Origin of the sequence: Pseudomonas sp. UBA7530, from assembly GCF_002479365.1 — a bacterium.
GTDB lineage: Bacteria > Pseudomonadota > Gammaproteobacteria > Pseudomonadales > Pseudomonadaceae > Aquipseudomonas.
The window spans coordinates 42,182-57,057 of record NZ_DLMS01000008.1 but is presented as its reverse complement, the minus strand read 5'-3'; the positions used below and the strand labels follow the sequence as shown (position 1 = coordinate 57,057).

The window sequence follows — 14,876 nt, the reverse complement described above, 5'->3', positions numbered from 1 at the left end:
CGCCCACACATGGACAAGAACAACCAGGGGGCGGTGCCGCGGCATGTCGCCATCATCATGGATGGCAACAACCGCTGGGCGAAGAAGCGCCTGTTGCCGGGTGTGGCAGGGCACAAGGCCGGGGTCGACGCGGTTCGCGCGGTGATCGAGGTCTGTGCCGAGTCGGGTGTCGAGGTGCTGACCCTGTTCGCTTTTTCCAGCGAGAACTGGCAGCGCCCGGCCGAAGAAGTCGGTGCGCTGATGGAGCTGTTCCTCGGCGCGCTGCGTCGTGAGGCCAAGCGTCTGTTGGATAACGACATCGGCCTGCGCATCATCGGCGACCGCTCGCGCTTCCATCCTGAGTTGCAGGCTGCCATGCGCGAAGCGGAGCTGCTGACTGCCGGCAATCGTCGCTTCACCTTGCAGATCGCTGCCAATTACGGCGGTCAGTGGGATATCGCCCAGGCCGCTCAGCGCCTGGCGCGTGAGGTGCAGGCCGGGCATTTGCAAGCCGAAGACATTACCCCGCAATTGCTCCAGGGCTGTCTGGCAACCGGTGACCTGCCCTTGCCCGACCTGTGCATCCGCACGGGGGGAGAGCACCGCATCAGCAATTTCCTTCTCTGGCAGTTGGCCTACAGTGAACTGTACTTCTCCGACCTTTACTGGCCGGATTTCAAGCACGAGGCCATGCGCAAGGCGCTGGCCGATTTCGCTACCCGCCAGCGTCGCTTCGGCAAGACCAGCGAGCAGGTGGAAGCTGAGGCACGCTCCTAATGCTCAAACAACGAATCATCACGGCGCTGGTACTGCTGCCCATTGCTCTGGGCGGTTTCTTCCTGCTCGAAGGTGGCGCCTTCGCGCTGTTCATTGGGGCAGTGGTCACCCTGGGTGCGTGGGAGTGGGCGCGGCTGGCGGGGTTCGATGCGCAGTCGCTGCGCGTGGCATATGCTGCGGCGGTGGCTGTGTTGCTTGGCTTGCTCTATCTGGTCCCGGCCGTTGCGCCGGTGCTTTTGCTGGTGGCGGTGCTGTGGTGGCTGGTGGCGACCATGCTGGTGCTGAGCTATCCCGATAGCAGTCGTTACTGGGGCGGTGTACCGGGTCGTTTGCTGATCGGTCTGTTGATTCTCCTGCCGGCATGGCAGGGGTTGGTTCTGCTCAAACAGTGGCCGCAGGCCAATGCGCTGATCATCGCGGTGATGGTGCTGGTCTGGGGCGCTGATATCGGTGCCTACTTCTCCGGCAAGACCTTCGGCAAGCGCAAGCTGGCGCCCAAGGTCAGCCCGGGCAAGAGCTGGGAAGGGTTGTATGGCGGCCTCGCGGCCAGTCTGCTGATCACCCTGCTGGTCGGGCTGCAGCAAGGCTGGTCCGGCATGGGGCTGTTGCTGGCCATGGCCGGCGCTGCCGTGGTGGTGCTGATTTCCGTGGTTGGCGACCTGACCGAAAGCATGTTCAAGCGCCAATCCGGGATCAAGGACAGCAGTAATCTGCTGCCAGGCCACGGTGGCGTGCTGGATCGTATCGACAGTCTTACCGCAGCGATTCCCGTATTCGCCACATTGCTCTGGCTGGCCGGCTGGGGCTCGTTGTGAGTGCAGTGCAACAGGTCACGGTGCTGGGCGCGACCGGCTCCATCGGTCTCAGCACGCTGGATGTGATCGCTCGTCATCCCGAGCGTTACCAGGTATTCGCCCTTACCGGTTATTCCCGCCTGGCGGAGCTGCAGGCGCTCTGTGTGCGCCATAGCCCGCGCTACGCCGTGGTGCCTGATGCCGATTCGGCGCTCGAGCTGCAGAGCCGTTTGCGTGTCGCCGGGCTGGCGACCGAAGTGCTGGTCGGCGAAGAGGGGTTGTGCGCGGTATCTGCCGATGCGGCCGTCGATTGCGTGATGGCCGCCATTGTCGGTGCTGCCGGGCTCAAGCCGACGCTTGCGGCCGTGCAGGCCGGCAAGAAGGTACTGCTGGCCAACAAGGAGGCGCTGGTGATGTCCGGCGCCTTGTTCATGCAGGCCGTCAAGCAGAGCGGGGCGGTTCTTCTGCCGATCGACAGCGAGCACAACGCCATTTTCCAGTGCCTGCCGGGTGATTATTCGCGCGGCCTGCAGGCAGTCGGTGTGCGCCGCGTGCTGCTGACGGCCTCCGGCGGGCCTTTCCGCGAAACGCCCCTGGTCGAGCTGGAGCACGTCACGCCCGAGCAAGCTTGTGCACATCCGAACTGGTCGATGGGGCGCAAGATCTCGGTCGATTCGGCGAGCATGATGAACAAGGGCCTGGAGATGATCGAGGCCTGCTGGTTGTTCGACGCGCGTCCCGAACAGATCGAGGTGGTTATCCACCGGCAGAGCGTGATTCATTCTCTGGTCGATTACGTTGATGGTTCGGTCCTGGCCCAGCTCGGCAACCCGGACATGCGCACGCCTATCGCCCATGCCCTGGCATGGCCGGAGCGTATCGATTCGGGAGTGTCTGCTCTGGATCTGTTCGCCGTCGGTCGCCTGGATTTCGAGCGCCCTGACGAGCAGCGTTTTCCCTGCCTGCGTCTGGCGCGCGAGGCGGCGCAGACCGGCGGCAGTGCGCCGGCGACGCTCAATGCGGTCAACGAGGTGGCGGTCGAGGCGTTCCTGCAGCGACGCATCCGTTTCGTCGATATCGCGGGTATGATTGAGTCCGTGCTGAACGCGCAACCGGTCAGGGCTGTCGAAGCGCTCGACGCGGTATTCGAGGCCGACGCCCGGGCGCGTGAGCTGGCTGCGCAGTGGCTAGCCGCTCGTTGAGCCGGCGATCATCCGGCATGCATCAGAACCTGAGCGGCCCCGTAGGGCTGGAGAAGTGAAATGAGTGGGCTGTATATGCTGGTTGGCACCCTGATAGCGCTGGGTGTCCTGGTGACCTTTCACGAGTATGGGCACTTCTGGGTGGCCCGGCGCTGCGGCGTCAAGGTTCTGCGTTTCTCCGTCGGCTTCGGCACGCCACTTGTGCGCTGGCATGATCGCCACGGCACCGAATTCGTCATTGCCGCCATTCCCCTGGGCGGCTACGTCAAGATGCTCGATGAGCGCGAGGGCGATGTGCCGCCCGAGCTTGTCGAGCAGTCCTTCAATCGCAAGAGCGTACGCCAGCGTATCGCTATCGTCGCTGCCGGCCCGCTGGCCAATTTCCTGCTGGCGATGCTGTTCTTCTGGTTCGTCGCCATGCTCGGCAGTCAGCAGGTGCGCCCCGTCATCGGTGCGGTGCAGCCGGACAGCCTGGCGGAGGCTGCCGGGCTGCGTGCAGGGCAGGAGATCGTCGCGGTCGACGGTGAGGCCACCAATGGCTGGGCGGCGGTCAACCTGCAGCTAGTGCGGCGTTTGGGTGAAAGCGGCGCGCTCGACCTGCGTGTGACCGAGTCGGGCTCCACGGTCGAAACGCCCAAACAGGTGCAACTGGACAACTGGCTGCGCGGTGTCGATGAACCGGACCCGATCGGTTCGCTGGGTATTCGCCCATGGCGTCCGGTGCTGGAGCCTGTGCTGGCTGAAGTCGATTCCAAAGGGCCGGCTTATGCTGCCGGCCTGCAGCCGGGTGATCGCCTGCTGGCGCTCGATGATCAAGCGCTGGCCGATTGGCAGGATCTGGTCGATCGCGTGCGGGCGCTGCCGGGCGAGACGGTCGCGCTGCGTTTCGAGCGCGATGGCCAGGAGAGGGATGTGCAACTGACTCTGGCGTCGCGAGGCGAGGGTGAGGCCCGCAGCGGCTACCTGGGCGCGGGTGTTCAGGGCGTCGAATGGCCTGCCGAGATGCTCCGCGAGGTGCGTTACGGTCCGCTCGAAGGTGTCGCCGAGGGCATGCGTCAGACCTGGGCAATGAGCCTGTTGACCCTCGATTCGCTGAAGAAAATGCTGTTCGGAGAGCTCTCGGTAAAAAACTTGAGTGGGCCGATAACCATTGCTAAAGTGGCGGGCGCTTCAGCTGAGTCAGGGCTGGGGGATTTCCTGAAATTCCTTGCATATCTGAGTATTAGCCTGGGGGTTCTCAATCTGCTGCCCATTCCCGTGCTAGATGGTGGGCATCTGCTGTTTTATCTGGTCGAGTGGGTGCGTGGTCGCCCCTTGTCTGAGCGGGTTCAGGGTTGGGGGATGCAGATCGGCATCAGTCTGGTCATCGGGGTCATGCTGCTCGCCCTGGTCAACGACCTCAGCCGCCTGTGAGCATTGCTGAATACGCTCTTGAGATTTAAAAGAAGTGTCGCTTAAGCGGCAGTTTTTATCGTCAGTTGGAATAAGAAAGGACTTCATGAAACGTCTGCTGCTACCTGCGGTACTGTCCGCATTGATGATCGCCGAAGTTCACGCCGAGTCCTTCACCATCTCCGATATTCGCGTCAATGGCTTGCAGCGGGTGTCCGCCGGCAGCGTGTTCGGCGCACTGCCCCTCAACGTGGGCGAGTCCGTCGATGATCGCCAGTTGGTGGATGCCACTCGCTCGCTGTTCCGTACCGGCTTCTTCCAGGACATCCAGCTTGGTCGCGATGGCGACGTGCTGGTCGTCACCGTGGTCGAGCGTCCGTCCATCTCCGGTATCGAGATTGAGGGCAACAAGGCCATCACCACCGAGGATCTGCTCAAGGGGCTGAACCAGTCCGGCCTGGCCGAGGGTGAGATTTTCCAGCGCGCCACACTCGAAGGCGTGCGTAACGAACTGCAGCGCCAGTACGTCGCCCAGGGCCGCTACTCGGCCGAGATCGAGGCCGAAGTGATTCCGCAGCCGCGTAACCGCGTGGCACTGAAAATCACCATCAACGAAGGCACCGTAGCGGCCATCTCCCACATCAACGTGGTCGGCAACACCGTGTTCTCCGATGAGGATCTGGTCGACCTGTTCGAGCTGAAAACCACCAACTGGCTGTCTTTCTTCAAGAACGACGACAAGTACGCCCGCGAAAAACTGTCCGGTGACCTGGAGCGTCTGCGCTCTTACTACCTGGACCGCGGCTATATCAACATGGATATCAGCTCGACCCAGGTATCCATCACGCCGGACAAGAAACACGTCTACATCACCGTCAACGTCGAAGAAGGCGAAAAGTACAGCGTGCGCGACGTGAAGCTGTCCGGTGACCTCAAGGTCCCGGAAGAAGATGTGCGCGCATTGCTGCTGGTCAAGGAAGGGCAGGTCTTCTCGCGCAAGATCATGACCACCACCAGCGAGCTGATCACCCGTCGTCTGGGTAACGAGGGTTACACCTTCGCCAACGTCAATGGTGTGCCGGAAGCGCACGACGAGGACAACACCGTCTCGATCACCTTCTTCGTCGATCCAGGCAAGCGTGCCTACGTCAACCGCATCAACTTCCGTGGCAATACCAAGTCCGAAGACGAAGTGCTGCGCCGCGAAATGCGCCAGATGGAAGGTGGCTGGGCTTCGACCTACCTGATCGACCAGTCCAAGGTGCGCCTCGAGCGCCTGGGCTTCTTCAAGGAAGTCAATGTCGAAACCCCGCAGGTACCGGGCACCGACGACCAGATCGACGTCAACTACAGCGTCGAAGAGCAGCCGTCCGGTTCCATTACCGCCAGCGTCGGCTTTGCCCAGAATGCCGGTCTGATCCTGGGTGGTTCGATCAGCCAGAACAACTTCCTCGGTACCGGTAACCGCGTCAGCATCGGCCTGACCCGCAGTGAATACCAGACCCGTTACAGCTTTGGCTTCGTTGACCCCTACTGGACCGTCGACGGCGTCAGCCTGGGTTACAACGCCTTCTACCGTACCACCGACTACGATGAGCTCGATGTCGACGTATCCAGCTACTCGGTGGACAGCCTGGGTGCCGGTATCAACATCGGCTACCCGATCAGTGAGACCTCGCGCCTGACCTACGGCCTGACCGTGCAGCAGGACAGCATCGACACCGGTCGTTACACCGTCGACGAAATCTTCGATTTCATCGACGCTGAGGGTGACAACTACCTGAACTTCAAGGGCTCCATCGGCTGGTCCGAGTCGACCCTGAACCGTGGCGTGCTGGCCAACCGTGGCCACTCGCAGAGCCTGGTGCTGGAGACCACCCTGCCGGGTAGCGACCTGTCGTTCTACAAACTCGACTACCGTGGCCAGGTGTTCACCCCGATCAGCGACAACTACACCCTGCGCTTCCACACTCAACTGGGTTATGGCGACAGCTACGGTAGCACCGCGGAATTGCCGTTCTACGAGCACTACTACGCGGGTGGTTTCAACTCGGTGCGGGGCTTCGAGGACAGCAGCCTGGGTCCGCGCAGTACGCCGAGTCGTGGCGCGGGCAACCCAGGGGGGAAACCAGGAACCCTGCGTGACCCGGATCAGGATCCGCTGCCCTTTGGTGGTAACGTTCTCGTCCAGGGCGGTGTCGAGATGCTCTTCCCGTTGCCGTTCGTCAAGGATCAGCGCTCGCTGCGCACCGCGCTGTTCTGGGATGTGGGTAACGTCTTCGACACCAACTGCTCGTCCAGTCAAAAGAAGCTCAGCGACAGTTGCGATGTCGATTTCAGCAATCTGGCCAGCTCCGTGGGTGTCGGCCTGACCTGGATCACTGCACTGGGCCCGCTGAGTTTCAGCCTGGCCATGCCGATCAAGAAGCCGGATGATGCCGATACTCAGGTATTCCAGTTCTCCCTGGGCCAGACCTTCTAAAAGTCATTCACCGAAAGCCAACAGTTTTGTTGCAGGAGTGCATTGTGCGTAAGTTGACTCAACTGGTTCTGTTCACCGCCGCCCTGATCGCCACTCCGGCGTTCGCCGAGATGAAGGTGGCCGTGCTGAACTATCAGATGGCGCTGCTTGAGTCGGATGCGGCCAAGCGCTACGCGGTCGATGCCGAGAAGAAGTTCGGCCCGCAGCTGAACAAGCTCAAGACCCTGGAAAGCGATGCCAAGCGCATTCAGGATCGCATGGTCAAGGATGGCGAGAAGATGCAGCAGGCCGAGCGCGAGCGTCTCGAGCTCGAATTCAAGCAGAAGGCCCGTGACTTCCAGTTCCAGTCCAAGGAGCTGAACGAAGCCAAGGCCGTCGCTGACCGTGAAATGCTGGCCAAGCTCAAGCCGAACCTGGACAAGGCCGTCGAGGAAGTGATCAAGAACGGTAACTTCGACCTGGTGCTCGAGCGCGGCGCGGTGATCGATGTCAAGCCTCAGTACGACATCACTCGCCAAGTCATCGAGCGCATGAACCAGATGCGTTGAGCATGACTGTGACAGTTACTCTCGGCCAATTGGCCGAGCGCCTGGGCGCCACCTTGCGTGGCGCTGAAGCTAAGGTCATTACGGGCCTGGCCACCTTACAGGAGGCCAGGCCCGAACAGTTGAGCTTCCTGGCCAATGCCCAATACCGCAAGCACCTAGCGCAAACTCAGGCCGGCGCCGTGCTGCTGACCGCAGCCGATGCCGAAGGCTACGCTGGCGATGCCTTGATCGTTGCCAACCCGTATTTGGCTTACGCCCAGCTTTCCCACCTGTTCGACCGCAAGCCCAAGGCGGCCGCGGGCATTCATGCCACTGCGCACGTCGCCGACGACGCCGTTGTCGATTCGAGTGCCAGTATCGGTCCCTATGCGGTGATCGAGAGCGGTGCGCGTATCGGTGCTGAGGTCAGCATTGGTGCCCATTGCGTGGTCGGTGCTCGCAGCGTGATCGGTGATGGCGGCTGGCTTGCGCCGCGCGTGACGCTGTACCACGACGTGCAGATCGGCAAGCGTGTGGTGATCCAGTCCGGCGCGGTGATCGGTGGCGAGGGCTTCGGTTTCGCCAACGAGAAGGGCGTCTGGCAGAAGATCGCGCAGATCGGTGGGGTGACCATCGGCGATGACGTCGAGATCGGTGCCAATACCACGGTCGATCGCGGTGCGCTGTCCGACACCCTGATCGGCAATGGCGTGAAGCTGGATAACCAGATCATGATCGCGCACAACGTGCAGATCGGCGACAACACCGCCATGGCCGGCTGCTGCGGGATTTCCGGCAGCACCAAGATTGGCAGGAACTGCATGATCGCCGGTGGTGTGGGGATGGTCGGTCATATCGAGGTGTGCGACAACGTGTTCGTCACCGGGATGACCATGGTGACCCGCTCGATCACCGAGCCGGGCGCCTATTCTTCCGGTACCGCCATGCAACCAGCGGGCGAGTGGAAGAAGAGCGCAGCCCGTATTCGTCAGTTGGACGAGATGGCCAAGCGTCTGCGCGAGCTGGAAAAACAGCTGGCCGCCGTGACCCAGACGGCAAACGTCTCATCTGATGCCTGAGCACGGCGTGACCGTGCTCTTTTCTTTTCTTACAGGCTTAACCGGACATGATGGACATCAACGAAATTCGTGAATATTTGCCGCACCGCTATCCGTTCCTGCTGGTGGATCGTGTGGTGGACCTGGACGTCGAAGGCAAGCAGATTCGCGCCTATAAGAATGTCAGCATCAATGAGCCGTTCTTCAACGGTCACTTCCCCGAGCATCCGATTATGCCGGGCGTCCTGATCATCGAGGCCATGGCGCAGGCAGCCGGCATCCTCGGCTTCAAGATGATGGGTGTGAAGCCGGCCGACGGCACTCTTTATTACTTCGTCGGCTCCGACAAGCTGCGTTTCCGCTCGCCGGTGCTGCCGGGCGATCAGCTCACGCTGGAAGCTAAGTACCTGAGCGACCGCCGCAGCATCTGGAAATTCGAATGCCGTGCCACGGTCGATGGCAAGGAAGTCTGCTCCGCTGAAATCATCTGCGCGGAACGCAAGCTATGAGTTCGATTGACCCTCGCGCGATCATCGACCCCAGTGCCAGATTGGCCGACGACGTCGTCGTCGGCCCGTGGAGCATTGTCGGGCCCGATGTGGAAATCGGCGAGGGTACAGTCATCGGCCCGCACGTAGTGCTCAAGGGGCCGACCGTTATCGGCAAGCACAATCGCATCTATCAGTTTTCGTCGGTCGGTGAAGACACGCCAGACCTGAAATACAAGGGCGAGGCGACGCGCCTGGTGATCGGCGATCACAACACCATTCGTGAAGGCGTCACCATTCACCGGGGCACCGTGCAGGATCGTGGCGAAACCACCATCGGCGATCACAACCTGATCATGGCCTATGCTCACATCGGGCACGACAGCGTCATCGGCAATCACTGCATCCTGGTCAACAACACCGCGCTGGCTGGCCATGTTTGGGTCGAGGACTGGGCAATTCTGTCCGGTTACACCTTGGTGCACCAGTTCTGCCGCATCGGCGCACACAGCTTCTCCGGCATGGGCACTGCCATCGGCAAGGACGTACCGGCCTTCGTCACGGTGTTCGGTAACCCGGCCGAGGCGCGCAGCATGAATTTCGAAGGCATGCGCCGCCGTGGGTTCTCGGCCGAAGCCATCGCTGCATTGCGCAAGGCGTACAAGCTGGTCTATCGCCAGGGGTTGACGGTGGAGCTGGCGCTGAGCGAGCTGGCCGAGTCCGCTGCGCAGTTCCCCGAAGTGGCGATCTTCCGCGATTCCATCCAGGCCTCCACCCGCGGCATCACCCGCTGATTCCTATGACCAGACCACTTCGCGTCGCACTGGTCGCCGGTGAGGCGTCCGGTGACATCCTCGGTTCCGGCCTGATGCAGGCCATCAAGCAGCGTTACCCGGATGCCGAATTCATCGGCGTCGGCGGTTCGCGCATGGAAGCCGAGGGCCTGAAATCCTATTTCCCGATGGAACGTCTGGCGGTCATGGGCCTGGTCGAAGTACTCGGCCGCCTGTTCGAACTGCTCGGCCGTCGCCGCCAGTTGGCGCGTGATCTGATCGCCGCCAAGCCGGATGTGTTCATCGGCATCGATGCGCCTGACTTCAACCTTGGCCTGGAACTCAAGCTGCGCCGTGCCGGGATCAAGACCGTGCATTACGTCAGCCCCTCGGTCTGGGCCTGGCGGCAGAAGCGCGTGTTGAAGATTCGTGAAGCCTGCGACCTGATGCTGACCCTGTTCCCGTTCGAGGCGCAGTTCTACGATGAGCATCAGGTGCCGGTGCGTTTCGTCGGTCACCCGCTGGCCGATGCCATTCCGCAGCAGGCAGACCGCGCCGCTGCACGCGAAGCGCTGGATCTGCCGCAGGACGAGCCGGTGGTGGCCTTGATGCCGGGCAGTCGTGGTGGAGAGGTTGCGCGTCTTGGCGAGCTGTTTCTCGACGCCGCGATCCGCCTGCGCTCACTTCGCCCAGGCGTGCGCTTCCTTCTGCCTTGTGCCACGCCCGAGCGTCGCGAGCAGCTGGAGCAGATGCTGGCCGGACGGGACCTGCCGTTGACCTTGCTCAACGGCCGTTCCCATGAGGCGCTGGCGGCCTGCGATGCGGTGCTGATCGCGTCGGGTACCGCGACCCTGGAGGCGCTGCTGTACAAGCGCCCGATGGTGGTGGCCTATCGTGTTGCGCCGCTGACCTATCGCATTCTCAAGCGCCTGGTGAAAAGCCCCTATATCTCGCTGCCTAACCTGCTGGCCGAGCGCCTGCTGGTGCCCGAGCTGATTCAGGACGCGGCGACGCCAGAGGCGCTGGCCCAGGCCGTGGCGCCACTGATCGACGGTGGCCAGGTACAGACCGAAGGCTTCGACGTGATCCATCGCGCACTGCGCCGCGACGCCTCGGTATCGGCGGCTGATGCCGTGCTCAAGCTGGCGGGGCGCGACTGATGCAGCTGGGGCTCGATTTCACCCTGGTCGAGGAACTGGTCGCCGGCGTCGACGAAGTCGGCCGTGGTCCGCTCTGCGGCGCGGTGGTCACGGCTGCGGTGATCCTTGATCCGGCGCGGCCGATTCTCGGGCTGAATGATTCGAAGAAGCTCACTGAGCTGCGCCGCGAAGTGCTTTTCGACGAGATTCGCGAAAAGGCCCTGGCCTGGTGCATCGCCCGCGCCGAGGTCGAAGAGATCGACCGCCTGAATATTCTGCATGCCACCATGCTGGCCATGCAGCGTGCCGTCGAGGGCCTGAGTGTGACGCCCAGACTGGCGCTGATCGACGGCAACCGTTGCCCCAAACTGGCCGTGCCGAGTGCGCCGGTGATCAAGGGCGACGGCCGGGTGCCGGCGATCGCTGCGGCGTCGATACTGGCCAAGGTCAGCCGTGACCGCGAGATGGTCGAGATGGACCGCCTCTATCCTGGCTACGGCATCGCCGGCCACAAGGGCTACCCTACGCCCGTTCACCTCGACGCGCTGCAGCGCCTGGGGCCGACGCCGATTCATCGGCGCTCCTTCGCGCCGGTGCGCGCGCTGCTCGAGCCTGTCGTCGCGGATTGCATCGTAGCCACGATCTGAAGCTCTGGCCCTAAGCCAGACCCTCTTAGGCTACAATCCGCGCTTTGTCGTTTTCATCTGCAAGGCCCTCCATGACCCAAGCTTTCGTCCACCTGCGTCTGCACACCGAATACTCCCTGGTCGATGGTCTGGTGCGGGTCAAGCCCCTGATCAAGGCGGTGGCCGGGGCCGGTATGCCGGCGGTGGCCGTCACCGACATGAGCAACATGTGCTCGCTGGTGAAGTTCTACAAGACGGCCATGGGCGCCGGCGTCAAGCCGATCTGCGGCGCTGACATCTGGTTGGCCAGTGCCGAGGAGGATGGCCCGCTGACGCGCCTGACCCTGCTGGCGATGAACGCCAAGGGTTACCGCAATCTCACCGAGCTGATCTCCCGGGGCTGGGCCGAGGGGCAGAGCAACGACCTGGTGATCATTCAGCGCGACTGGGTCAAGGACGCCGCCGAGGGCCTGATCGCCCTGTCCGGTGCGCGCGAAGGCGAAGTCGGCCTGGCGTTGCTGGCTGGCGATGAAGCAATGGCGGAGACGCGCCTGCGCGAGTGGATGGCGGTGTTCCCGGATCGCTTCTATCTGGAAGTGCAGCGCACCAGCCGTGTCGGCGACGAGGAATACCTGCATGCGGCCGTGGCCCTGGCCGATCGCGCCGAGGCGCCGCTGGTGGCCACCAACGACGTGCGTTTCATCAAGCAGGACGACTTCGAAGCCCACGAAACCCGCGTCTGCATCGGTGAAGGCCGTACCCTCGACGACCCGCGTCGACCGCGCAATTACTCTGATCAGCAGTACCTGAAAAGCGCCGAGGAAATGTGGGAGCTGTTCTCCGATCTGCCAGAAGCGCTGGAGAACACCGTCGAGATCGCCAAGCGTTGCAACATCGACGTACAGCTCGGCAAGTACTTCCTGCCGGACTTTCCCACGCCGAATGGCATGGGCATCGACGACTACCTGCGGCATGCCTCGTTCGAGGGCCTGGACGAGCGTCTCGAAGTGCTGCTGCCCAAGGACACGCCGGATTACGAGGCGAAGAAGCAGGTCTATATCGACCGCCTCAACTTCGAACTCGACATCATCATCCAGATGGGTTTCCCCGGTTACTTCCTGATCGTGATGGACTTCATCCAGTGGGCCAAGAACAACGGCGTGCCGGTCGGCCCTGGCCGTGGGTCGGGTGCCGGTTCTCTGGTGGCCTACGTATTGAAGATCACCGACCTCGATCCGCTGGCCTATGACCTGCTGTTCGAACGCTTCCTCAACCCTGAGCGGATTTCCATGCCCGACTTCGACGTCGACTTCTGCATGGACGGCCGCGACCGTGTGATCGACTACGTGGCCGAGAAGTACGGGCGTAACGCGGTCAGCCAGATCATCACCTTCGGCTCGATGGCGGCCAAGGCGGTGGTGCGCGACGTGGCACGGGCGCAGGGCAAGTCCTACGGCCTGGCCGACCGTCTGTCGAAGATGATTCCCTTCGAAGTGGGCATGACCCTGGAGAAGGCCTTTGACATGGAGGAGCCGCTGCGCGAATTCCTCAAGAACGACGAGGAAGCCCAGGAAATCTGGGACATGTCGCTCAAGCTCGAAGGCGTGGTGCGCGGTACCGGCAAGCATGCCGGTGGTGTGGTGATCGCGCCGACCAAGCTCACCGACTTCTCGCCGATCGCCTGTGACGAGGAGGGCGGCGGCCTGGTGACCCAGTTCGACAAGGACGACGTCGAGCAGGCCGGCCTGGTCAAGTTCGACTTCCTCGGTCTGCGTACCCTGACCATCATCAAGTGGGCGATGGAGACCATTCACCGCATCCAGAAGCGCGATGGCGCCTCGGACGAAGAACTGGTCAACATCGACTTCATCCCCCTCAATGACAAGCCGACCTACGCCATGCTGCAGAAGGCCGAGACCACCGCGGTCTTCCAGCTCGAATCGCGCGGCATGAAGGAGCTGATCAAGAAGCTCAAGCCCGACTGCCTGGAAGACATGATCGCACTGGTGGCGCTGTTCCGTCCCGGTCCGCTGCAGTCCGGCATGGTGGACGACTTCATCAACCGTAAGCACGGTCGTGCCGAGCTGTCCTATCCACATCCGGACTACCAGTACGCCGGCCTGGAGCCGGTGCTCAAGCCCACTTACGGCATCATCCTCTATCAGGAGCAGGTGATGCAGATCGCCCAGGTCATGGGCGGTTACACCCTGGGCCAGGCGGACATGCTGCGCCGCGCCATGGGCAAGAAGAAGCCCGAGGAAATGGCCAAGCAGCGTGGCGGCTTCATCGAAGGTTGCGCCAACAACAATATCGACGCCGACCTGGCAGGTAACATCTTCGATCTGGTGGAGAAGTTCGCCGGCTACGGCTTTAACAAGTCGCACTCCGCCGCCTACGGACTAGTGTCCTACCAGACAGCCTGGCTCAAGGCGCATTACCCCGCGCCGTTCATGGCCGCGGTGCTCTCGGCGGACATGCACAACACCGACAAGGTGGTGATCCTGGTGGAAGAGTGCCGCAACATGAAGTTGCGCATCGATCCGCCGGACGTGAACGTCTCCGAGTTCAAGTTCACCGTCAACGACGATGGCCGTATCGTCTATGGCCTCGGTGCGGTTAAGGGCGTGGGCGAGGGGCCTGTCGAGGCCATCGTCGAATGCCGTGCCGAAGGTGGGCCGTTCAAGGACCTGTTCGACTTCTGCAACCGCGTCGACCTCAAGCGCATCAACAAGCGCACCCTTGAAGCGCTGATCCGCAGCGGCGCGCTGGATCGCCTCGGCCCCTACTACCAGGACGAGCTCAAGGCTTACCAGGCCAGCGTGGACAAGAACCGCGCGGTGTTGCTGGCGTCCATGGAAGAGGCCGTGCAGTCCGCCGAGCAGACCGCGCGCAGCGCCGAGAGCGGCCACATGGACCTGTTCGGCGGCCTGTTCGCCGAGCCCGAGGCGGATGTCTACGCCAACCACCGCAAGGCCCGCGAGCTGCCGATTAAGGAACGCCTGAAAGGCGAGAAGGACACCCTGGGCATCTACCTGTCCGGCCACCCCATCGACGAATACGAAGGCGAGATTCGCCGCTTCGCCCGCCAGCGGATCGTCGAGTTGAAGCCTGCACGCGATACCCAGACCATCGCCGGGATGATCGTCAACCTGCGGGTGATGAAGAACAAGAAGGGCGACAAGATGGGCTTCATCACCCTCGATGACCGCTCCGGGCGTATCGAAGCCTCGCTGTTCGCCGATGCCTTCGCCAGCAACCAGGCGCTGCTGCAGAACGATGCGCTGGTGGTGGTTGAGGGCGAGGTCAGCAACGACGATTTCTCCGGCGGTCTGCGTCTGCGCGCCAAGCGCGTGATGAGCCTGGAAGAGGCCCGTACCGGCCTGGCCGACAGCCTGCGCGTTAAGGTCGCCAGTGAAGCGCTCAAGGGTGATCGCCTGCGCTGGCTGGCCGAGCTGTGCAGCAAGCACAAGGGAGCCTGCCCGGTGACCGTCGACTACAGTGGCGAGGAGGCACGCGCCTTGCTTCAATTCGGCGATGCCTGGCGAATCGACCCGGCCGACACTTTGATTCAGGCATTGCGTGACCAGTTCGGGCGCGACAACGTCTTTTTGCACTACCGCTGATATGCGAGAGGAAAAT

12 protein-coding genes are annotated in these 14,876 nt (G+C 62.4%); all 12 read left to right on the top strand.

Features of this window, described 5'->3' with window-relative positions:
- Positions 1-9 precede the first annotated feature (9 nt).
- The 12 genes from uppS (at position 10) to dnaE (ending at position 14,860) form a co-directional block, all read left to right on the top strand.
- Complete coding sequence (gene uppS, locus B2U07_RS12785; protein WP_197857841.1) at positions 10-756, top strand: polyprenyl diphosphate synthase; 747 nt, start codon at positions 10-12, stop codon at positions 754-756.
- Positions 756-1,571: a phosphatidate cytidylyltransferase gene (locus tag B2U07_RS12780; RefSeq protein WP_296277103.1), complete on the top strand. Its 816-nt coding sequence runs from the start codon at positions 756-758 to the stop codon at positions 1,569-1,571. The genes uppS and B2U07_RS12780 overlap by 1 nt, the downstream gene beginning before the upstream one ends.
- Positions 1,568-2,752, top strand: a complete 1,185-nt coding sequence (ispC, locus tag B2U07_RS12775) for a 1-deoxy-D-xylulose-5-phosphate reductoisomerase (protein WP_296277102.1) — start codon at positions 1,568-1,570, stop codon at positions 2,750-2,752. Before B2U07_RS12780 ends, ispC begins: the two co-directional genes overlap by 4 nt.
- A 60-nt stretch (positions 2,753-2,812) precedes the next feature.
- Positions 2,813-4,165: a sigma E protease regulator RseP gene (gene rseP, locus B2U07_RS12770; RefSeq protein WP_296277101.1), complete on the top strand. Its 1,353-nt coding sequence runs from the start codon at positions 2,813-2,815 to the stop codon at positions 4,163-4,165.
- Positions 4,166-4,250: 85 nt separating this feature from the next.
- A complete protein-coding gene (gene bamA, locus B2U07_RS12765; RefSeq protein WP_275547334.1) occupies positions 4,251-6,626 on the top strand; it encodes an outer membrane protein assembly factor BamA in 2,376 nt (791 codons plus the stop codon).
- Between the two features lie 44 nt (positions 6,627-6,670).
- Positions 6,671-7,174, top strand: coding sequence for an OmpH family outer membrane protein (locus B2U07_RS12760; RefSeq protein ID WP_197857846.1), 504 nt, complete (start codon positions 6,671-6,673; stop codon positions 7,172-7,174).
- Positions 7,171-8,232 (top strand): UDP-3-O-(3-hydroxymyristoyl)glucosamine N-acyltransferase, encoded by a 1,062-nt coding sequence (gene lpxD, locus B2U07_RS12755; protein ID WP_197857847.1) that lies wholly within the window; start codon positions 7,171-7,173, stop codon positions 8,230-8,232. The genes B2U07_RS12760 and lpxD overlap by 4 nt, the downstream gene beginning before the upstream one ends.
- A gap of 47 nt (positions 8,233-8,279) precedes the next feature.
- Positions 8,280-8,720 carry a 3-hydroxyacyl-ACP dehydratase FabZ gene (fabZ, locus tag B2U07_RS12750; protein WP_003244215.1) on the top strand — a complete coding sequence of 147 codons (441 nt, stop codon included), beginning with the start codon at positions 8,280-8,282 and terminating at the stop codon, positions 8,718-8,720.
- Entirely contained in the window at positions 8,717-9,493 is a 777-nt protein-coding gene (gene lpxA, locus B2U07_RS12745) for an acyl-ACP--UDP-N-acetylglucosamine O-acyltransferase (protein WP_275547333.1), read from the top strand. Before fabZ ends, lpxA begins: the two co-directional genes overlap by 4 nt.
- Positions 9,494-9,498: 5 nt before the next feature.
- Entirely contained in the window at positions 9,499-10,632 is a 1,134-nt protein-coding gene (gene lpxB / locus B2U07_RS12740) for a lipid-A-disaccharide synthase (protein ID WP_275547332.1), read from the top strand.
- Positions 10,632-11,258, top strand: coding sequence for a ribonuclease HII (gene rnhB, locus B2U07_RS12735; RefSeq protein WP_275547331.1), 627 nt, complete (start codon positions 10,632-10,634; stop codon positions 11,256-11,258). Before lpxB ends, rnhB begins: the two co-directional genes overlap by 1 nt.
- A 71-nt stretch (positions 11,259-11,329) precedes the next feature.
- Positions 11,330-14,860 (top strand): DNA polymerase III subunit alpha, encoded by a 3,531-nt coding sequence (gene dnaE, locus B2U07_RS12730; protein ID WP_275547330.1) that lies wholly within the window; start codon positions 11,330-11,332, stop codon positions 14,858-14,860.
- The last annotated feature ends 16 nt before the right edge of the window (positions 14,861-14,876 follow it).